This is a genomic window from Actinoplanes sp. NPDC019969, from assembly GCF_055562375.1.
Genome location: NZ_JBVHFK010000003.1, coordinates 397,953 through 418,323, shown reverse-complemented (window position 1 = coordinate 418,323; position 20,371 = coordinate 397,953). Strand labels below are relative to the sequence as shown.

The following is a 20,371-nucleotide window of genomic DNA, read 5'->3' as shown; positions in this document are numbered from 1 at the left end:
TGCTCAGTCCTCGGAGACGAAGGAGCCGAACGCGCTGATCACGCCGTCGCGGTCGGCGAGGGCGCCGAGCACCTGGCGCAGCGACCGGCCGAGGACGCCGGGCGCCGTGTCGGAGAGCGCCGTGATCGGGAGGTCCGACATGTCGGGCATCGGGATCCAATGATCCTCGCTGGGTGCCTCCACCGATACCGCCGTCATGATGCCTCCTTGAGCACTTTGTACGTTTTACACAAAGCGCTGTTGCTATTTTACGAAATTTGGTGTTCTGTCCCGGAAACGAGCTCAGAGGAATTCAGGCTACGTGCCAGGTTCGTCAGAGCACTGCTCTCGGACGGCCTCTGACAACACTTGACAGCCGCTGCCATGCGGGATCAGGCGCTCGGAGGTTCAATGCAGACCGGCGCCCGGGCTCCCTCGGCGATCCGCAGGACGGCGGGGTGCCGGGCGCCCAGCGCCCACCGCAACCCGGCCAGGACGGCGTCCCGCGACGGGTGGCCGCCGTCCGGCTCGCGCCGCCAGTCCCGGTCGGCGGCGAAGTCGGCCGCGACCAGCAGGGTCTCCGGGTGCTCCGGGCCGTACCGCTCACAGGCCGCCCGGTGGGCCTGCTCGGAGACGCCCCGCGCGGACCCCGGATCGGTCAGCGCCAGCGCGGACGCGTAGGTCGCGGCGGCGGCGACGCTGAACGGGTGCGCGGCCCCGAGCCGGTCCCGGAGCCCGTCGTACCCCGCCCGCGCCACCTCCTCGGCCCGGGGGCCCCGCCGCATCGCGACCAGGGTCGCGGCCAGGTTCACCCGGGCCGCGTGGAACAGCGGGTTCGCCTGCCCCAGCGCCTGCTGGTAGTGCAGCACCGCCTGTTCGCCGGCCCACAGCGCGGCCGGCAGCTGCCCGCTGTCCCGCAAGGCGTTGCCGAAGCTCAGGGCGGTCGCGAGGGTGAGTTCCCGGGCCGCGCCGACCTGCGCGACGCAGGCCTGGTGGCAGGCGCCCAGATGCTCGGCGGCCGCGCCGGGCTCCCCCCGCCGGCGCAGCGCGACCCCGGCCATCCGCCGGGCCCGGAGCAGGTCACGGCCGCTGCCGTGGTGCAGCACGGGCTGCAGCCGCTCGACGATCTCGTGATAACGGCCGAGACCGTCGAGATCCTCGGCGATCGCGTTGAGCAGCCGGTGCAGGGCGCGGCTGTCGTCGCCGAACGCGTTGCTGAGCCGGGTGTGCTCGGCCTCGTCGTCGGCGAACGCCTCCGGGTAGCGGCCGAGCAGGCGCAGGCTCACCGACCGGTGATAGCGGCTCGCGGCCCGCCGGTAGTCGTCCTCCGGGAAGACCCGGCGATGCCGGCGGAACGTGTCGTCGTCCAGCTCGAAGGCGCCCTGGTAGTCGCCGGCGAGCCGCAGGTCGTGGGCGCGGCTGCGGGCGATGTCGAGCGCCAGCGGATGATCGGCGGGGTACGACGGGTCACCGTCCAGCCGGCGCATCGCCTCCGCGGTCAGCGCCTCCGCCTCCCGGTAGTGGCCGGCGGCCCGCAGCACGTTGGCGTGGTCCCGCCGGATCTGCAGGACCAGGGCGTCGGTCCGGGACAGCACCGGATGCCCGTCCAGCTCCGCCTCGGCCTGCTCACCCAGGCGGTGCGCGCCGGCCAGGTCGCCGCTGCGGAACAGGAAGCGGAGCTGGTGGTGCACCGTGCGGTAGCCGGCCGGCCGGTCCCGGCGCAGCAGGTCCGCGGCGTGCACGTGCGGCGCGATGGCCCGGTGCATCCGCCAGGTCCGCGGGTCGTCGGGATGCCCGGGGTCGGCGGCGACCAGGATCTCCCGTACGTCGTCGCGGTTGGTCTCCGCGGTCACCGCCGGCACCAGCTCGCGCAGCACCAGCCGCAGCAGGGGCGGCACCTCGATGCTGTCGTCCGGGACGAGCCGGGCCAGGCCCGCCCGGACCAGCACCGGGATCCGCAGGCGCAGGCTCACCTGGTCGCCGAGCAGGGCCCGCGGGCCGGCCGAGACCTCACCGCCGGCGCCCTCGGCGAGCATCGGCACCCAGACCGGGTTCGGCCCGAACCCGGCGAGCAGCGTCAGCAACTGCCCGGCCGCCGGGTCCGCGCTCACCTGCCGGACCGCGGCGGCCACCTCGGTCGCGGCGCGGCTCGGGCGGTTCCCGCCGGTCAGGGTCGCGGCCGCCGGATCGGACAGCCGGGTGGGCAGGTCGTCCCAGGAGACCGGCCGTTGCCGGTAGACGTCGCAGGCCTCGGCCAGCGCCAGCGGCGACCGGCCGACCACCTCGATCAGCCGCCGGGTCTGCAGCGGGGTCAGGTGCGGGTCGCGTTTGCGCAGGTACTGCGTCGCCTCGCTGAGGTCGAGGTCGGGGACCTCGATGTCGGTGTGGGTGCTGTCGCGGGCCCACCCGGCGTTGCGGGTCGTCACGATCACGCTGCCGCCGACGGTCCGGATCAGGGCCCGGATGTCGCCGTCCCGGACCCCGTCGAAGACGAGCAGGAATCGGCGGGATCCGCCGAGAACGCTGAACAGCCGGTCGAGGGTCTGCCGCCGGTCCGGAAAGGAATCGATCAACAATCGTTTCGCCAGGGTCAGCAGGGACGCGGTGGCGCGTTCGGTGTCGCGGGCGTCGACCCACCAGATGATCGCGTATTCCGCGGCGTGCGCGGCGGCGTATTCCCGGACCAACTGGGATTTGCCGGCGCCGATCGGCCCGTACACCACCAGGGGGGCGTGCGGGTCCCGGGCGAGCCGTTTCCCGAGCTCGTCGAGAAGCGTTTCACGGCCGCTGAAATACCGATCACGATCGGGCAACGGACCGTGCAGGACCGCCGGTGCGAGCACCTGCCCGGCGGCCGGGACCGGCTCCGGCAGCACCGCGGCCGGGGCCGGCGGGGGCGGCACGGCAGGGAGCGCCGGCGGCGCCGGGGCGGGCGCCACGGCGGGCCTGCCGGCGGCCCGCTGCGAGGCGCTGCACAGGTCGACACAGATCCGCAGTTCGTCGTGGAGGTTGACGTCGTGATCGGACAGCTCGCAGAGCACGATGATGATCAACCGGACCTTCGACCAGGCCGGCAGCGGCCGGCCGCGCAGCAGGGCGCTCACGGTCTCGTGCGAGACCGTCTCCCCGCCCGGCGGCGACCGCCTGTCGACCAGGCGGCTGATCGTCCTGGTCGAGGGATGCCCCGCCGCGTCGTAGAGCGCGTGCACCCGGACGAGAAGCTCGCGGTGACTGCCCTCCGGCACCCGCTGGGACCCTGGCATCGCGATGGGCACTTCGCACGCTCCGAGCCGCGTCGCACGTCGATGGAGATGTCAGGTCACCAAGGATGGCACGCCGTCAGAAACCGAACAACTGAACGCGCCCCGCACGGCAGATTCTGTCAGCCGGTGTTGCGCGCTGGAAACTGTCGTCAGCGCGTACCGGCGGGCGGTCAGATCAGATGCGACGGGCCGCTTCTCCCGGGGACTCTGGGATCAGTCCCGGACGGGGACCATGAAACCGAGGAGAAAGATGATCGAGCAATTCCACCCCGCCCTGTTCGCCGTCGCATTCCTGCTGTGGACCGCCACCAAATCAATCGTCTTCCTCGCCGCCGCGGTGATGACCCTGTGGTCACGCCGGGAGGAGCGAAAGAAGACCGCGGAGCGGATCATGCGGCTCATTCAGCCCGGCCAGGATCAGGACGGGCCCAACGGTTGACTACCGGCACCGGGGCGGCGGCACACCGCCCCGGTGCCGTCAGCTATGCCGCCCGGCGCAGCCAGAACGTCAGGTCCAGGCCGGCGTCGTGGTGCGCCTCGGCGGCCCACTCCGGCTCGCCTGGCCCGAACGCGGTCGCCAGGACCTCGTCGGCGACCAGGTCACCGTGGTCGGCCAGGGCGGCGGCGAGATCGCCGGACGCCCGGTAGCGCAACTCGATCCGGTCCGAGACCTCCAGCCCGCTGGACTTGCGGGCCTCCTGGATCAGCCGGATCGCCTCCCGGGCCAGGCCGGCCCGGACCAGCTCCGGCGTCAGGTGCAGGTCCAGCGCCAGGCTCGCGCCCGCCTCGGAGGCGACCGCCCAGCCCTCCCGCGGCGTCTCCGTGATGATCACCTCGTCGTCGGTCAGGCTCACCGGCTCGCCGTCGACGGTCACCATGGCCGTGCCGGCGGCCAGGTCCCGTTTCAGGGCGGCGGCGTCCGCGGCGGCGATCGCCTTCGCCACGGCCTGCACCTGCTTGCCGAAGCGCTTGCCGAGCGTACGGAAATTCGCCTTCGCCGTGGTGTCGACCAGCGACTCCTCCGACGCGCTGACCGGCAGCACCGCCGCCACGTTCAGCTCGGCGGCGATCTCGGCGATCAGCTCCGGGTCCAGCGACGCGAAACCGGGCGCCGACGCCAGCGACCGCGACAACGGCTGACGGATCTTGACACCGGACTCGGCGCGGGCGGTCCGGCCCAGCTCCACCAGCCGGCGGGTCAGCTCGACCTGTCCGCCGAGGCGGGCGTCGATCAGGTTCTCGTCCGGGACCGGGTAGTCGGTGAGGTGCACCGACGGGGCGGCCTGCGGGTCCACGGCGACGACCAGGTCCTGCCACACCTTCTCGGTGATGAACGGGACGATCGGGGCGAGCAGCAGGGTCACCGTGCGCAACGCCTCGTGCAGGGTGGCCAGGGCGGCCGGGTCGCCGCGCCAGAACCGGCGGCGGCTACGGCGCACGTACCAGTTGGAGAGGTCGTCGACGAACGCGGCGAGGAGCTTGCCGGCCTCCTGGGTGTCGAACGCCGCCATCGCCGCGTCGACCCGGCCGATCAGGATGTTGGCCTCGGACAGCACCCAGCGGTCCAGGATCGGGCGGTCCGCCGGCTGCGGGTCGGCCTCCGACGGCGCCCATCCGGCGGTACGCCCGTACAGCGCCTGGAACGCCACGGTGTTCCAGTACGTCAGCAGGGTCTTGCGGACGACCTCCTGCAGGGTGGCATGCCCGACCCGACGCGCCGACCAGGGCGACCCGGCCGCCGCCATGTACCAGCGGACCGCGTCGGCGCCGTGCTGCTCCAGCAGCGGGATCGGCTCCAGGATGTTGCCGAGGTGCTTGGACATCTTGCGGCCGTCCTCGGCCAGGATGTGCCCCAGGCAGACCACGTTCTCGTACGCCGACCTCCCGAACACCAGCGTGCCGACGGTCATCAGGGTGTAGAACCAGCCGCGGGTCTGGTCGATCGCCTCGCAGATGAACTGGGCGGGGTAGCTGCGCTCGAACAGCTCCCTGTTGCGGTGCGGGTACCCGAACTGGGCGAACGGCATCGCCCCGGAGTCGTACCAGGCGTCGATCACCTCCGGCACCCGGTTCGCCGTCGCCCCGCACTCACACGTGATGGTGACGTCGTCGACGAACGGGCGGTGCGGGTCCAGCGCGGACAGGTCCCGCCCGGCCAGCTCCCCCAGCTCCGCCAGGGACCCGACGCAGGTCAGGTGACCCTCCGGGCAGCGCCAGATCGGCAGCGGGGTGCCCCAGTACCGCGACCGCGACAGCGCCCAGTCGACGTTGTTGGTCAGCCAGTCGCCGTACCGGCCGTGTTTGATCGTGGCGGGCTGCCAGTTGGTGTTCTCGTTCTCGCGCAGCAGCTCGTCGCGGATCTCGGTGGTCCGCACGTACCAGGACGGCTGCGCGTAGTAGATCAGCGGGGTGTGGCAGCGCCAGCAGTGCGGGTAGCTGTGCTCGTACTGCCGGGCCTTGAACAGCAGGCCGCGTTCCCGCAGGTCCTCGACGAGGGCGGCGTCGGCGTCCTTGAAGAACGTCCCGCCGACCAGGCCCACCTCGGGCGCGAACGTGCCGTCCGGGCGGACCGGGTTGACCATCGGCAGCCCGTACGCCCGGCAGCTGGCCAGGTCGTCGGCGCCGAACGCGGGCGCCTGGTGCACCAGACCGGTGCCGCTGTCGGTGGTGACATAGGTCGCCAGGATGACGATGTGCGCATCCGGGACCTCGACCAGATCAAAAGGCCTGCGGTACGCCCACCGCTCCAGTTCCTTGCCGGTGAAGCTCACCCCGGTGGGCGCCCAGCCCTCCCCGAGCGCCTGCTCCACCAGCGCCTCCGCGACCACCAGCTGCTCGGAACCGTCGGTGGCCACCACATAGGTGACCTCGGGATGCACCGCCACCGCCGTGTTCGACACCAGCGTCCACGGGGTGGTCGTCCACACCAGCAGCGACGCCTGGCCGGCGAGCGGGCCCGAGGTCAGCGGCAGGCGCACGTACACCGACGGGTCGGCGACGTCCTCGTACCCCTGCGCGAGCTCGTGATCGGACAGCGCGGTCTGGTCCCGCGGGCACCACGGCGCGACCCGGAAGTCCTCGACCAGCAGGCCCTTGTCGAAGATCTGCTTCAGTGACCACCACACCGACTCGACGTACTCGGCGTCCATCGTGCGGTAGGCGCCGGCCATGTCGACCCAGTAGCCCATCCGCTCGGTGAGCTGCGCGAACGCGTCGGTGTGCCGGGTCACCGAGGCGCGGCAGCGCTCGTTGAACGCGGCGATGCCGTACGCCTCGATGTCCTGCTTGCCGGCGAAGCCGAGCTCCTTCTCCACGGCCAGCTCCACCGGCAGGCCGTGGCAGTCCCAGCCGGCCTTGCGGGGGACGTGGTAGCCCTTCATCGTCCGGTAGCGCGGGAAGACGTCCTTGAAGACCCGGGCCTCGATGTGGTGGGTGCCGGGCATGCCGTTGGCGGTCGGCGGGCCCTCGTAGAAGATCCAGTCGGGCCGGCCGGCGGTCCGTTCGAGGCTGCGGGCGAAGACGTTCTCGTCCTGCCAGAAACGCAGCACCTCATGATCGAGGGCCGGCAGGTCGACCTGCGCGGGCACGGTTCGGTACGACCGGGACGGTGTGGCGTGCATCGGCCCATTGTCGGCGAAGCCACCGCGGTCAGGACGGGCGGGTTCCCCGATCCCGCCGGTACGCCAGCAGCCACGCCCCGATCCCCCGTCTCCCCAGCGCTGGGTCGCGGCCCGCATCGAAGAGTTGACGGGGGGTGCTTGCCTGGACCGGTGATGCGATCCGGGTGCAAGGCCGCGGCGTTCCTGGCGATGTCCGCGGCGGCGGTGACGGTCGCGGCGGTGCTCACCGGGATGTTCGCCGTCGTGCCGGACGGGCAGCCGTGGCCGGTGGTGGCGCTCGCCGCGCTGCTGATCCTCGGTGTCCAGGCGGTGTTCCTGCGGCTGGAGGGCCGCCGCTGGGCCGGCGAGGGCCTGCAGCCGGACCTGCGGCGGCTGCGTCAGCTCGGCGCGGGCTTCGCCGGTGGAGTCGCGCTCGTCGGCGGCCTGGCATGGCTGCTGATGCTGGCCGGCGTCCTGCGCTGGGAGCCCAGCACGTCCTTCACGGCCGCGCTGATGCTGTCCGGCACGGCCTACTTCGTGGGCGCGGTGCTGGTCGAGGAGCTGGTCTTCCGGGGGTACGCTCTCCGCCGTCTCGCCGAGGGCATCGGCGGGACCGCGGCGGTGCTCGTCCTCGCCGCCGTCTTCGGCGGATATCACCTTCTCAGCCTCGGTGCGAGTCCGGCCGTCAAGGACGGTGGCGCGGAGCTGGTGTGGACGGCGGCCGGGCCGCTGATCGGCGCGATCGTCTTCGGGGTCGCCGCGCTGCGCACCGGGAGCATCGCCCTGCCGCTGGGGCTGCACCTGGGCTGGAACTGGACGCAGTGGCACTTCTTCACCCTGCCCGGCGACGACAACCCGGTCGGCTTGTGGACCCCGCTGGTCACCGCGCAGCATGCGGGCAGCCCGGCCGCGTTCCGGATCGGCTACCTGGTGACGATGACCGTGGCGCTCCTGGCGATCGTCGTGATGACCCGCCGCGCGTGGGGCGTCAGGCCGGCGTGACCGGGCGGCGGTCCCCGCAGACCGGGCAGGACGGGTCACGGCCCGCCGACGGCCACAGGTAGACGACCGGCATCCCGGACGCGGCGGCCAGCCGGTCCGCCAGAATGCGGCCCTGTTCGAACCACGCCCACCGCTCGGCCTCGGCCGGGTCGGGACGGTCGTCGTGCAACGAGGCGTAGTCGGGGCCGCGCTGATGCCGATCGTGCCAGTCGGCCCAGTCCTGCAACGCGTTGCCGAGGTCCGGGCTCAGGCCGAGCGATGCCGCCGGCAGATTGCCGTGCACCTCGCGCGCCGGCCGGCCGGCGCGGGCCGGCAGCGTGAACCAGCCCCAGACCGGGAACGCGCCGTAGTCCGGCGCGACGTCGAGCCGGCGCCGGTCCTCGGGACGTCCGTATGGGCAGCCGGACGCGTGCAGCAGCGGATCATTCATAATCGTCGGCCAGTGTAGAGCGTGGGCAGGGGGCGAGCCGGCGGATGATCTCCACCGTGATCCGGGCGGTGCTGCTGCCGGCGATGATGGCGACACCGCTGGCCCTCGCGCCCGCCGACGGGAGCCGGCCGGAGTGGATCACCGGGTTGAGCCTGGTGGTGGTCGTGGTGGCGGCGTGGCTGAACCGGGCGTGGCCGGTGGCCACGGCGCTCGGGGCGCTGGCGTTCAGCGCCGTCGACTGGCGGCTGTTCGTGGCCGTGCTGACGCTGTCCTACCTGGCCGGGCGGCGGCGGCCGCTCGGCACGGCGACGTGGTGCGGGTTCTCCGGCGTGCTCGCGGTGGGTGTTCTGCAGACCTCCGAGGTGTACGCGTCCCTCGTCTGGGCCGGCGGCGCCATCGCGTTCGGGCTGTTCCCGGCACTGGTCGGAGCGTTCCGCCGGTTGCAGGCCGAACTCGTGCGCGCCGGCTGGGACCAGGCCGCCCACCTGGAACGCGAACAGCGGATCGTCGCCGACCAGGCCCGGCTGCGCGAACGTGCCCGGATCGCCCGGGACATGCACGACTCGCTGGGGCACGAACTGAGCCTGATCGCGTTGCGGGCCGGCGCCCTGGAACTCAGCTCCGATCTGGCGCCCCGCCATCAGGCCGCCGCGTCGGAACTGCGGGCCGGGGTGACGACGGCGGCCGATCGGCTCAGCGAGATCGTCGGCGTCTTGCGCGACGACGCCGACGAGGCGCCCCTGCGACCGGCCGGCGAGCACATCGAGGACCTGGTGGCGCGGGCGGCGGCTTCCGGCGTGCCGGTGACGCTGGACGTTTCGGGTGCGGTGGCGGAGGTGGCGGTCATGCAGTACCGCACCGCCTACCGCGTGGTCCAGGAGGCCCTGACGAACGCGACGAAACATGCCGCGGGCGCTGCGGTACGGGTCCGCCTGCACCGCACCACCGACGAGCTGACCGTGACCGTCCGCAACGAGCCCCCGGCGGTCCGTGCCGTGTCGGTGAGCGGCGGCCGGGGCCTCACCGGATTGCGGGAACGGGCCGGACCGGCCGGTGGGGTGCTGTCGGCCGGCCCGCTGCCGGACGGCGGTTTCGAGGTCACGGCTCACCTGCCCACCCACCCCGTCACCCCGCCCCGCCCACCGTCCGCCGGCCCCGGACGTTCGGCCGCCGGCGACCGGCCCGATCCGGTCACGGTCCGATCCGGCCGGCTGGGTGGGGTGGGCCGTTACGCCGTACCGCCGCAGGGGTTGTCGGGGGACGCGCCGGGCGCGGCCACCGGGTTCCGGCGGGCTCGCGGGCGGGTCCGGCGTGGGCTGGCGACGGCGATGATCGTGCCGCCGGTGCTGGTGGTGGCGCTGGTGGGGACGTTGATGGCGGTGTACGCGCGGGACAGTCACACGTCGCGGCTGTCGCCGGAGCGGTACGCCGGGCTGCGGGTCGGGGCGAGCCGGGCGGAGGTGGCCGGGTCGTTGCCGCGGCGTCAGGTGCCGGAACGCCGGGACGAGGCCGGTCCGGTACGGCCGCCGGGGAGTGACTGTGAGTACTACCGGTCGGCGGCGGGGTTCGTGCCGAGGCCGTTCGACGTGTACCGGCTGTGTTTCCGGGACGGTGTGCTGGTCGCCAAGGACGCGCTGCCGCCGGCCGGCTGAGGAGGAGATTCGATCATGATCAGGGTGATGCTGGCCGACGACGAGACGATGATCCGGGCCGGGGTGGCCGCGATCCTCGCCGGCGATCCGTCGATCGAGGTGGTGGCGGAGGCGGCGGACGGGCGGGCCGCGGTCGAGCAGGCGCGGCTGCACCGGCCGGACGTGGCGCTGCTGGACATCCGGATGCCGGTCATGGACGGTCTGCAGGCGGTCGCGGAGATCCGGCGGGCCGTGCCGTCGGTCGCGGTGATCATGTTGACGACGTTCTCCGAGGACGAGTACATCGCGCGGGCCCTCGACGGGGGCGCCAGCGGGTTCGTGCTGAAGACCGGCGATCCGCGGGAGCTGATCGCCGGGGTGCAGGCGGTGGCCGACGGCGGGGCCTACCTGTCACCGCAGGTGGCGCGGCGGGTCATCAGTCAGTTCAGCGGTACGGCGGCGGGCCGGCACACCGCCCGGGAACAGCTGGCCGCGCTCACCGGCCGGGAGCGGGACGTGCTGCGGCTGGTCGGGTCGGGGCTGTCCAACGCGGAGATCGCCAAGGAGCTGCACCTGGTCGAGGGCACCGTGAAGGCCCACGTCAGCGCGATCCTGGCCCGGCTCGGCCTGCGCAACCGGGTGCAGGCGGCCCTGCTGGCCCATCAGGCGGGGCTCAGCGGCTGAACCGGCTCTTCTTCGACGCGGCGGGACAGCAGCCGGGCGGTCATCGTCGTCGCCGGCCGGATCAGCAGGGCGGTCCCGAGCGCCGTGGCCGTCAGGCCGATCGAGAAGCCGGCCGCCACGTCGTGCGGGTAGTGGACGCCGACGAACACCCGGGAGAACGCGGCCAGCACCGCGATCGGCAGCGCCACCAGCCCCCACCGCCGGGACGCCGGCAGGATCGCCACGAACAGGCCGGCGGCGATAGTGCTGTGGTTGCTGGGGAACGACCAGTCGCCGGCCGGCGGGCACTCACCGGCGATGATCCGCAGATCGGGGAAGGTACGGCAGGGCCGCTCCGCGTCCAGGTAGGTCTTCGCCCATTCGCTGAGCCCGTACGCGACGACCACCCCCGCGGCCCCGGCCAGCAGTGTCGCGATCCGCCGGGCGGGTCCACGGCGCGCGCGCCACAGCAGCCACGCCCACATCCCCGACAGCAGGATCAGCGACAGTTCGGTGAAGTGCCCCATGAAGGTTTGCACCACCGCCGGGGTGGTGGCCGCCCAGCCGACGACTGCCCGGTACCACTCACCGGCGACGTCCGGCACGTTCACGATCTCCATCTCAGCACCCCTGTTCCGCAGTGTCCGCCCTGTTCAGGACGTATGCGGAAACCGTAGGCGCACCACCGCGGGGAGACATCGGGCCTTCGTCAGGACCCGGCCCCCACCAAAGTAAGGGTTAGGCTGAACGGCAACTGTCCACTACCACCAACGGGGCTGGAACGCCGAGGAGCACATTCGCGGCGCGTACGCGGCCCTGTTCCCGCCGGGCGCCTGGACGGGGTACGGGCACGCGCTGCGCACCCCGATCGGCCGGATCCACCGGGCCGGCAGCGAGACGGCGACCCGCTGGTACGGCTACAGGGACGGAGCCGTCCGCTCCGGCGAGCGGGCGGCGGCCGAGGTCCGGTCGGCGGGCCTGACCTGAGATCGCCCACCGCGACGACACCGCCGGTGGTGACGTTCAATCGGTGACGGCGCGGACGGTGAAGACGTGGCCGCGGTCGGCCAGGTCGATCACCGAGGCGGTGCCGTCGTTGTGCTCGTCGGCGGCGTAGACGTGCCGTCCGTCCCGGCCGGCCACCAGCTGCGTCACTGTCGTTCCGATGTCGATCGGGTCGCCGTCCGCGGTGTTGCGCGCCGCGTCGATCACCCACAGGCGGCTGGGCTCGGTGGCGCCGACGCTCACGTACGCCCGCTTGCCGTCCGGGCTCGCCGCCAGCCCGACCGGGTCGCCGGGCAGGGTCAGCGGCGCGGTCGTCTCCCGGTCCTGGGCGGTGTCGACGGCGTGCACGCAGTCGCAGCCGACGGTGGTCGCCGCGGTCGCGGCGAAGAGACGCCGGTTGTCCGGGGTCACGGCGAGCGCGGTGACCCGGCCGTCGACCCCGGTGATCCGGCCGACGTGCTCACCGGTCCTGGTGTCGTACTCGATCAGGCCGGACGACACGTCGTTGCCGCTGCGGTAGGCCAGATGCAGCCGCCCGCAGTCGTCGTTCATCGCGCTGCCCGTGATCGACACGTCGGCGTCGATGGTCCGGGTGACCTTGTGAGCGGCGGTGTCGATCACGGAGACCGTGCCGTCCCCGACGTTGACGGTGACGAGCCGGTCGCCGGGACACGGGTGCAGGTACGCCGGATGGCCGCCCACCTTGACCGGTCCGCCGGCCACCGCCCCGGTCGCGGTGTCGAACGCCGTCACCGCGCCGGTTCCGGAGTCGGCGACGTACAACTGCCGCCCGTCCCGGCTGACCGCCACCGCGGCCGACCATTCGCCGGTCCCGTACAGCCTGCCGGCGTCGGCGCCGTCGGGCACCCGCACCGACCCGACCGCCCGGTACAGCATCATCGACATGTACAGCCGGTCGCCGTTCGGGGTCAGCGCGAGGCCACTGACCCAGCGCGGCACGTAGTCGTCGGGTCCGGTCGTGGCGCGCCAGTAGACGAAGCCCGCCGAACCGCTCGCCACCAGCGCCATCACCGTCGTCCAGACCAGCAGCGCCGCCCAGCCGATCGGCTGTGCCGGGCCCGGCGTGCCGCGGCGCAACATCGCGAGGCCGGCCACCCCGGCCAGCACCACGAGCGACGCGGCGAAGAGCGGTATCCCGACCGGGTCGGCCTCCCGGGCGCCGGGCACCCAGCTTCGGGTGCCCAGGCAGACGGCGACGCCACCGGCCGCCCATCCGCCGAGAACGGCGAGGCGCAGGCCGGGCGGGCGGGTCTGCGCCGCCAGGTACGGCACGACGACGGCCAGGGGGTGGAGCAGGAGATAGCCGGGGGCCTGTACGTCGTACCAGTCCTTCCAGCCCGCGAAGTGCAGTCGCGCCGTGCCGAGCGAGGTCACCTCCCCGCCGAGCGCATAGCCGCCGGCGACGATGGCCGCGCCGGCGGCTGCCGCCAGCGCCCACCGGGAGCGGTCGAGGGGCCACGGCCAGCCGAACCGGGCGCCCTCCTGGTACGCCGCCCGCCACGCGCACGCGCCCGCCGCCAGGAGCACGACGTGGCCGGGCAGCTCGGAGGGGAACGGCGACGGCGACGAGAACAGCTCCCGGGTGAGGAACACCAGTCCGAACAGGGACGCGGCGACCAGGCCCAGCAGCAGGCCCGGCCCGAGCAGCGCGCGGGTGCGTGAGGTCAGGGTCACGATGCCGAAGATCAGGGCGGCGGTGGCGATGCCGGCCGCGTACCACGAATGAGCGGTGGCCGGCCCCGACGTGGGCACCGGTGCGGCGAGGGTCGCGCGGGCCACCGCTCCGGCGCCGATCAGGACGGCCCCGGCGATCGCGGTGAGGCCGGCGGCCCTGATGTTCCGGGCCCGGCCCGAACGGTATGTCGCGGGTTCCGGGCGCCGCGGGGCGGCGGGCGGCGCGGGCAGCCGGACGGTGGTTCCGGGCGGCGGGGCGGGCTCGGCGGCGGGTGGCGGTTCCACGACCGGCGGCCGGACTTCGGCGGCCGGCACCGGCGCGGGCTCGGCGGCGGGTGGGAGCCGGGGTTCGGCGGCCGGCGGCGGGCTTGACGGGACGGCCGGGTGGAGGGTGGCGAGCAGGCGGGCGGCAGCGGCGGAGACGGTCCGGCTGTCGTCGTCGATGAGGCGTTCCACCTGGCCGAGGACGGTGTCCCGGACGTGATCGTTGCCGACCCGGTGCAGGTGGGCCAGGCCGTCCAGGGCGGCGAGCCGGTCGGCGGCGATCGGGCTGAGGACGGCGTTGGCCAGGTATCCGGGCAGCGCCCAGTTGATGTTGCGGGCGATGACCGTACGCCCCTCGACGTCGTCCTGCCGTTTGGGCCGCTGCTGCGGCACCTCCGCCACCACCCGGTCGTGGGCGTACGAGTAGAGCTCGTCGATCGTGATGTCCCCGTCGCCGTCCAGGTCGGCGCTGCCGTCACGCAGCCCGGCGACCAGGTGCCGGGTGAAGACCGACCGGACGCCCTGGCCGGTGACGGTGGCGCCCTCGAACGAGTACTGGGTGGCGTCCGACGCGGTGAGCACCGTACGCCCCCGGCCCTGGAAACGTTCCAGCGTGTGCACCTCGGTGTCGCCCTTCGCGATCCGCCCGGCCGGGTACGCCCCGCTGTAGCAGCAGTCCAGGATGAGGATCTTGCGCCGGGACGGGCACGCCTCCATCGCCTGGTCGATGTGTTCCGCGGGCACGGCGGTGAACAGCGGCTGGTCCCGGCGGGTGTCGCTCATCGCCAGGTACAGGCGGCCGCCGTCGTCCTTGAGCCCGTGGCCGGTGAAGTACAGCAGGGTCAGGTCGTCGCGCCGCCGGTCGCGGTAGAACTCGCCGATCGCCGCACCGACCCGGTAGTGCGGCTCGTTGATCAGCGACTGGACGGTGAAACCGGCGATCGCCGGGTCGCTGAGCACGTCGGCGAGGTCCTCCGCGTCGTGGGCCGGCGCCTGGAGCCGGCTCAGCGCCGGATCCTCGTAGTCGTAGCTCGCCACGATGAGAGCCAGCCGCCGGTGGGTGCCCATACCGAAGACCTATACGCCTCGCGGGTTCACGAGTCAGCTCACTGTCGGTGATCCAGCGCGTCCTCCCGTACCGCCGCAAGCGTGGTCTTCCTGGCCTGGAGATGGCGGGCCAGCAGGGCGACGGGCCAGAGCAGCAGGGTGAGGACGGCCAGGACCAGGTATTCGGCCATCGGGACGCGCAGGATCTCGTGCAGGTTGGCCAGGCCGCGGCTGGTGTAGACGGCGGCGGCGCCGGCCAGCCAGGCGGCGAACATCAGCCAGCGGGTCCGGGTGGACAGGCCCAGCCCGTGCATCTGGGTGATCACGAAGACGGCGAGGAAGCCGAACAGGAACCGTGGCCAGGCGCCGTCGGGGCCGGAGTTCATCACGGCGACGAGGGTGCCGTGGACGGCGACCATGAGTTCCAGGCCGACGGTCCACCAGCGGTTGGTGTGCGCGGTGGTGAAGATCAGGCAGCTCTGCAGGAGCAGCAGGAACATGTAGAAGAAGCCGATCAGATGGCCGCTGGTGGTGACCATCGGGTGGTACCAGAAGGTGTAGATGATCGCCCAGGAGAACAGGTAGCCGTGGTAACGCCGGGCGAAGTCGATCACGACCGACGGGATCGGGGCGGGCCTGCCGGCGACCAGACCCCGCCTGCGGTTCTCCATGATGAGGACGACGACCAGCAGCAGCACGACGGAGCCCTGCGAACTGAAGATCGACACGTCCTGGGCGAGACCGTCGTAGAACAGCTGCGACTGGAGCGCGTGCAGGGCGACGAAGCCGAGGTTGGCGGCGATGGCGACCACGTTGCCGCGTTTCAGGCCGCGGCTCCAGCGGTGCGCCCGGGTCTGCGCGTAGTAGATCAGGCCCCAGGACACGATCTGGTGGGCGGCGTAGCCGAACCACGCCGACAGCCGGGTCCAGGCGGTGGGTTCCGGGAGCTTCCACTCGTACCAGGCGGCGCCCTGGTCGGGCAGCAGATCGACGTCGCTCAGCGACTGCCCGGCCAGCCACACCAGGCCGGTGAGCAGCGCGACGGCCGGCACCGACCAGAGCAGGATCCGCTCGCTACTGCCCTTCGTGTCATTGACCACGGGGGCAGTATGGCGGATATTCAGCAGACTGAACAATGGGTGTACGTCGATGGCTGGAGGTCAGCGTGGGCCGGTACCGTTTGCGGGTCAACGGACGGCGGCAGGTCGTCGACGTGCCCGGTGACACCCCGCTGCTGTGGGTGCTGCGGGAGGAGCTGGGGCTGACCGGGCCGCGGTACGGGTGCGGCGTCGGCGCCTGCGGGGCGTGCGTGTCCCTGATCGACGGGGCGGCCGGGCGGCCCTGTGTGCGGACGGTCGCCGACACCGACGGGGCACGGGTCACCACGATCGAGGGGCTGTCCGAACGCGGTGACCATCCGGTGCAGCGGGCGTGGCTGGACCTCGATGTGGCGCAGTGCGGGTACTGCCAGCCGGGCCAGATCATGACGGTGGTGGCGCTGCTCGCGCGGGTGCCGGATCCCAGCGACGCCCAGATCGACGAGGCCCTGCGCGACAACGTCTGCCGCTGCGGGACATACCCGCGCATCCGGTCGGCGGTGCGCAGGGCGGCTTCTCTGGTACGGGGTGACCGGTGACCACGCACCTCTCGCGCCGGGCGCTGCTGGGGGCGGCGCTGGTCGTGGCCGTTCCGGTGCGGGCCGTCGTGGACCCGGGCAGGACCACCGCCGCCACGCCGAGCGGTGGCGGCGGCGCGGACCTGGCCCCGAACGTCTTCGTCCGGGTCGACCGGCGGGGGCGCGTGGTGGCGACGGTGCCGCGTCCGGACACCGGCCAGGGGGTACGCACGATGGCCGCCGTCCTGGTCGCCGAGGAACTCGCCGTCGAGGTCGAGGACGTCGCCCTCGAGCAGGCGCCCGGTGACACTGCCGCCTACGGGTCGCAGGCGGTGGCGAACTCGACGTCCAGCCGGCAACTGGCCACTCCCCTGCGCACGGCCGCCGCCACCGCCCGCTGCCTGCTGATCGCCGCGGCCGCCGCCCGCTGGAACGTGCCGGCCGCCGAATGCGCGGCCCGCAGCGGCCGGGTCGTGCACCCGCGGCGCCGGCCGCTGGCCTACCGTGACCTGGTCGCCGACGCCGCCGCGCTCGATCCGGCCACCGTGCCGGTGACGCTCACCCCGCCGGAGCGGTGGCGGCTGATCGGGCGGACCCGGGCGGGCCGCTCCGACGCACGCGACATCGTGACCGGGCGGGCCCGGTACGGCGCGGAGTCCGCGCCCCCGGGCAGCCTGATCGCCGTGGTCGCCCGGCCGCCGTGGATCGGCGCGCAGCCGGCGACCGTGGACGAGAGCACCGCTCTCGCCGTGGACGGGGTGGTCGCGGTGGTGCGGCTGGCCGCTCCGGGCGCCGGGCAGGGCGGGGTGGCGGTGGTCGCCTCGTCGACGGCGGCGGCGCTGCGCGGGCGGGAGGCGCTGACGGTCACCTGGACCGGCGGCACCCCGGCCGCGGACAGCCGGGTCTGGCTCGCCGAACTGGAAGCGGCGCTTCCCCCGGTCGACGGGACGCCCGGCGTGCAGCGGGTCTACCGCCTGCCGCTGCTGGCGCACGCGCCGATGGAACCGATGAACGCGACAGCGCACGTCACCGCCGCCGGGGTGAAGGTGTGGGCGCCGGTGCAGGACCCGGGTGGGCTGCGCACCCAGCTGGCGCGGAGCCTGGCGCTGCCGGAGGCGCAGGTCGCGGTGACGGCGACGCTGGCCGGCGGCGGGTTCGGGCGGCGCATCGAGCCGGACGCCGTCCTCGAGGCGGTCGCCTGCTCGCGGGCGACCGGGAAGCCGGTGAGTGTCCGGTGGACCCGCGACGACGACACCCGGCACGACTCGTACCGGCCGATGTCGGTGCACCGGCTCACCGCCGCCCTGGACGCGTCGGGGCTGCCGGTGTCCCGTACCCACGAGGTGGTGACCTGGCCGTTGACCGTCCTGCCGCCGTTCGGCAATCCGGCCGTGGTCCGCGCGAGCGGCGATCACTTCCCGTACAGCGTGCCCGGCAGCGTGTCGGTGACGCTGCGCCCGGCGCCGCTGCGGACCGGGTTCTGGCGGGCCGTGTACGCCGGGCAGTTCGGGTACGCCGAGGAATGCTTCCTCAGCGAGATCGCCCGGCGCGGCGGCCACGGCCAGGTGGAGTTCCGGCGGCGGCTGCTGCCGGCGGACTCCCGGCTGCGGACCGTCCTGGACGCGGCCGCGGCGAAGGCCGGTCCGGCGCCGGCCGGCGTGGCGTGCCACCTGGACTACGGCTCGGCGATCGCGGTGATCGCCGACGCGGACCCGGCGACCCGGCGGGTACGGCGGGTGACCGCCGCCGTGGACGTCGGCGTCCCGGTCCACCCGTCCGGGGTGATCGCGCAGGTGGAAGGGGCGATCCTGGACGCGGTGTCGACAGTGCTCGGCGCGCAGATCACCGTGCGGGACGGCGCGGTGGTGCAGTCGTCGTTCCGGGACTACGCGTGGGCGCGGATCGGCGACTGCCCCGACATCGAGGTGATCATCGTGGATTCACAGGCGCCGATCGGCGGGCTCGGCGAACTCGCGTACCCGCCCGCGGCCGCCGCGATCGCCTCGGCGCTGGCGGTGTCCGATCCGGTCACCGGGATGCCGTACGGGGTGCCGGTAGGGTGATCGGGTGCGCGGTGACGAACGGGCGATCACGGCGGAACCGGACCGGGTCCGCGCCGACGTGGACTCCTGGCCGACCGGCCGGCTGCTGGCGATGGCCGCCCGGGTGGTGGAGGGCCGGTTCGAGGGGTTCCTGGCCGGTCTCGGGCTCACCCACGCCGGCCTGATCGCGCTGCACCACCTGGCCGCCGGCCCGTTGTCGCAGCGGGAACTGGCCCGGTTGTGCCGGGTCACCGATCAGACGATGAGCCGTACCCTCGACCGTCTCACCCGCACCGGTCACGCCGGGCGCACCGAGGATCCGCACGACCGCCGCCGCGTGGTGGTCACCGCCACCGCCGCGGGCGCCGCCGCGCTGGCCGCCGCCCGTGCCGAGGAGCAGCGCTCGGAGCACCTGCTCGGCGCGGTCGACGACTACCACCATTTCCGCCACCAGTTGATCACCCTGATCACGCACGCCGGCGGCTGACCGCTCATCCGGCCGGGATGAGCCGCATCGTGGGGCCGTGCCGCGAGCATGACCGCATCGATTGTCTCGTGACGGGAGAGGTCATGAACGGCTGGCTGCTGTGGGGTCTCATCCTTCCGGTGCTCCTGGTCGTCGCAGGCGTCATCACCATCCGCCGCCGCAACCGCCGCTGACCGGCGACCCTCGGTGCGGCTGTCGAAGGGTGAGGCGTGAGAATCGGTCCTCCGTGAGGATGTTCGGGGGATTCGATGCAGGGGCGGCCGGGCGCGGCGAGCAGGATCGGCTGGGTGGTCGCGGCGGTGGTGACCGTCGTGGTGCTGGCCGGGGCGGGGACCGGGTTCTGGCTGGTCCGGGCCAGGACCGACGACGGCCTGACGGTCGGCTGGAGCAAGTCGACCGGGCAGGAGCTGCTGCCGGACGTCAGTTTCGGGCCGGCGCTCGCGCACGCGACCTGGCCGTACGGTGATCTGATCGTCCGGGCCACCACCGGCGGGGTCGCGGCCTACCGGCTCGGCGACGGGTCGCGGGTGTGGGCCGCCCCGGTGCCGTCCGGCACGGCGGTGTGCACGGCGGCGTCGGCGGCGGCGGGCGAGTTCGGGGTGGTCGCGTTCGGGACGAGACTGTGTGACCGGCTCGGTGTCGTCGATCTGCGGTCCGGCACGCTGGTGCGCACGGTGAAGCTGACGCTGCCGCGCCACCACGACGGGGTCTCGCGCAGCACCCGCCTCGTCGCGGCCGGCGGGGTGGCGGTGATCACACACGAGGGCTACGTGACGGCGGTCGGCGCCGCCGACGGGCGGGTGCGGTGGCGGCTGGCCGACGACGACTGTGCCGACAAGGTGTTCGCGATGACCGGGACCCGGGTCGTGCTGCACCGCCGCTGCGATTACGGCAACACGCAGTCGCTGGTGGCCTTGCAGCCGGCGTCCGGCAGGAGACTGTTCGAGGTGGCGTTGCACCCGCACGCCGACGTGCAGAGCCTGCCGTCGGCGGAACCGCTGACCGCCGTGGTCTACGGCCCGGGCGACCCCTACGTCCTCACCTGGGACGAGAAGCGCCGCCTGCGCAGCGAGATCCCGTGGCGGACCGCGGCCTGGCACCTGGACCTGCACGGGATCTCCGCCGCGGAGTGGACGGCGGGGATCGGCGGCGCCGGGATGACGGTGCACGACGGCGTGCTCTACGCCGTGGACAAGTCCGAGCGCCGGCGTCGGCTGGTGGCGATCGACCTCGCCACCGGGCAGCTGCGGTGGAAGGAGACCGGCGGCGAGGGCGGCGCGGTGATCCTCCGCGCCGACGCGGGCGGCGTATGGGCGATCGAGAACAGCGACGGGGCCGGGCATCTGGTTCTCGTGGACGCGAAGTCCGGCCGTGCCGAGGTGCGCCGCAGCGGCGCGCTGACCGCCGGTTGGAAGGAACCCGGCCAGTGCCGCTTTCTGGAGTACCGAGGCTCTCTCATCGTCACTCCGCGCCAGTGGGAGGGCGACGACGAATTGCCGTCGTTGACAGTCCTGCGATGATGCCGCAACACCTGTGACGGGCGGGGAAGCTGTGAATTCTTTCAGCTTCCGCACGCCCGTCACGCATCGGCCCCATAATCGTTCTCGCTGGTAGGACCGTTGTACGGGTTCCGGGGAGAGGGCCGAATC

General features: G+C 73.3%; 16 protein-coding genes and 1 pseudogene. 10 read left to right on the top strand and 7 right to left on the bottom strand.

The genetic code is table 11. The features are described 5' to 3' along the window. Positions 1 to 3: 3 nt before the first annotated feature. Together ACZ3II_RS12085 and fxsT are read right to left on the bottom strand one after the other, a co-directional pair. Entirely contained in the window at positions 4 to 198 is a 195-nt protein-coding gene (locus ACZ3II_RS12085; protein WP_465517636.1) for a hypothetical protein, read from the bottom strand. A gap of 173 nt (positions 199 to 371) precedes the next feature. After that, positions 372 to 3,224 carry an FxSxx-COOH system tetratricopeptide repeat protein gene (fxsT, locus tag ACZ3II_RS12080; protein ID WP_465517635.1) on the bottom strand — a complete coding sequence of 951 codons (2,853 nt, stop codon included), beginning with the start codon at positions 3,222 to 3,224 and terminating at the stop codon, positions 372 to 374. Between the two features lie 268 nt (positions 3,225 to 3,492). Here fxsT and ACZ3II_RS12075 point away from each other — a divergent pair, with 268 nt between their 5' ends. Continuing rightward, positions 3,493 to 3,681: a hypothetical protein gene (locus ACZ3II_RS12075; protein ID WP_465517634.1), complete on the top strand. Its 189-nt coding sequence runs from the start codon at positions 3,493 to 3,495 to the stop codon at positions 3,679 to 3,681. Between the two features lie 43 nt (positions 3,682 to 3,724). Here ACZ3II_RS12075 and ileS read toward each other — a convergent pair whose 3' ends face one another. Beyond that, the gene (gene ileS / locus ACZ3II_RS12070) at positions 3,725 to 6,862 is read right to left on the bottom strand and encodes an isoleucine--tRNA ligase (RefSeq protein ID WP_465517633.1); all 3,138 of its coding nucleotides are present in this window, start codon (positions 6,860 to 6,862) and stop codon (positions 3,725 to 3,727) included. A 153-nt stretch (positions 6,863 to 7,015) separates the two neighbouring features. On the opposite strand from ileS, the gene ACZ3II_RS12065 reads away from it, so the two are divergent. Further along, on the top strand, positions 7,016 to 7,843 hold the full coding sequence (locus ACZ3II_RS12065) for a lysostaphin resistance A-like protein (RefSeq protein ID WP_465517912.1): 828 nt from the start codon (positions 7,016 to 7,018) through the stop codon (positions 7,841 to 7,843). Here ACZ3II_RS12065 and ACZ3II_RS12060 read toward each other — a convergent pair. Further along, positions 7,830 to 8,273, bottom strand: coding sequence for a hypothetical protein (locus ACZ3II_RS12060; protein ID WP_465517632.1), 444 nt, complete (start codon positions 8,271 to 8,273; stop codon positions 7,830 to 7,832). The genes ACZ3II_RS12065 and ACZ3II_RS12060 overlap by 14 nt on opposite strands. A gap of 44 nt (positions 8,274 to 8,317) precedes the next feature. Between ACZ3II_RS12060 and ACZ3II_RS12055 the strand changes: the two genes are divergently transcribed. Further along, on the top strand, positions 8,318 to 9,925 hold the full coding sequence (locus ACZ3II_RS12055) for a sensor histidine kinase (protein ID WP_465517631.1): 1,608 nt from the start codon (positions 8,318 to 8,320) through the stop codon (positions 9,923 to 9,925). A 15-nt stretch (positions 9,926 to 9,940) separates the two neighbouring features. After that, complete coding sequence (locus ACZ3II_RS12050; RefSeq protein WP_465517630.1) at positions 9,941 to 10,588, top strand: response regulator; 648 nt, start codon at positions 9,941 to 9,943, stop codon at positions 10,586 to 10,588. On the opposite strand, the gene ACZ3II_RS12045 is transcribed toward ACZ3II_RS12050, so the two are convergent. Next, positions 10,567 to 11,187 (bottom strand): phosphatase PAP2 family protein, encoded by a 621-nt coding sequence (locus ACZ3II_RS12045; RefSeq protein WP_465517629.1) that lies wholly within the window; start codon positions 11,185 to 11,187, stop codon positions 10,567 to 10,569. The genes ACZ3II_RS12050 and ACZ3II_RS12045 overlap by 22 nt on opposite strands. A 148-nt stretch (positions 11,188 to 11,335) precedes the next feature. On the opposite strand from ACZ3II_RS12045, the pseudogene ACZ3II_RS12040 reads away from it, so the two are divergent. After that, positions 11,336 to 11,554: pseudogene (locus ACZ3II_RS12040) on the top strand (FAD-dependent oxidoreductase); the annotation flags it as partial. Positions 11,555 to 11,590: 36 nt separating this feature from the next. Here the strand turns inward: ACZ3II_RS12040 and ACZ3II_RS12035 are convergent. Next, entirely contained in the window at positions 11,591 to 14,599 is a 3,009-nt protein-coding gene (locus ACZ3II_RS12035; RefSeq protein WP_465517628.1) for a caspase, EACC1-associated type, read from the bottom strand. A gap of 38 nt (positions 14,600 to 14,637) precedes the next feature. After that, positions 14,638 to 15,678: a hypothetical protein gene (locus tag ACZ3II_RS12030; protein WP_465517627.1), complete on the bottom strand. Its 1,041-nt coding sequence runs from the start codon at positions 15,676 to 15,678 to the stop codon at positions 14,638 to 14,640. Between the two features lie 65 nt (positions 15,679 to 15,743). Between ACZ3II_RS12030 and ACZ3II_RS12025 the strand changes: the two genes are divergently transcribed. The 5 genes from ACZ3II_RS12025 (at position 15,744) to ACZ3II_RS12005 (ending at position 20,242) form a co-directional block, all read left to right on the top strand. Further along, the gene (locus tag ACZ3II_RS12025; RefSeq protein WP_465517626.1) at positions 15,744 to 16,214 is read left to right on the top strand and encodes a (2Fe-2S)-binding protein; all 471 of its coding nucleotides are present in this window, start codon (positions 15,744 to 15,746) and stop codon (positions 16,212 to 16,214) included. Continuing rightward, positions 16,211 to 18,256 (top strand): xanthine dehydrogenase family protein molybdopterin-binding subunit, encoded by a 2,046-nt coding sequence (locus ACZ3II_RS12020; protein ID WP_465517625.1) that lies wholly within the window; start codon positions 16,211 to 16,213, stop codon positions 18,254 to 18,256. Before ACZ3II_RS12025 ends, ACZ3II_RS12020 begins: the two co-directional genes overlap by 4 nt. A gap of 4 nt (positions 18,257 to 18,260) precedes the next feature. Further along, entirely contained in the window at positions 18,261 to 18,722 is a 462-nt protein-coding gene (locus ACZ3II_RS12015; RefSeq protein WP_465517624.1) for a MarR family winged helix-turn-helix transcriptional regulator, read from the top strand. A gap of 17 nt (positions 18,723 to 18,739) precedes the next feature. Continuing rightward, positions 18,740 to 18,895, top strand: coding sequence for an LPXTG cell wall anchor domain-containing protein (locus ACZ3II_RS12010; protein ID WP_465517623.1), 156 nt, complete (start codon positions 18,740 to 18,742; stop codon positions 18,893 to 18,895). Positions 18,896 to 18,970: 75 nt separating this feature from the next. Beyond that, complete coding sequence (locus tag ACZ3II_RS12005; RefSeq protein WP_465517622.1) at positions 18,971 to 20,242, top strand: outer membrane protein assembly factor BamB family protein; 1,272 nt, start codon at positions 18,971 to 18,973, stop codon at positions 20,240 to 20,242. Positions 20,243 to 20,371: the final 129 nt, after the last annotated feature.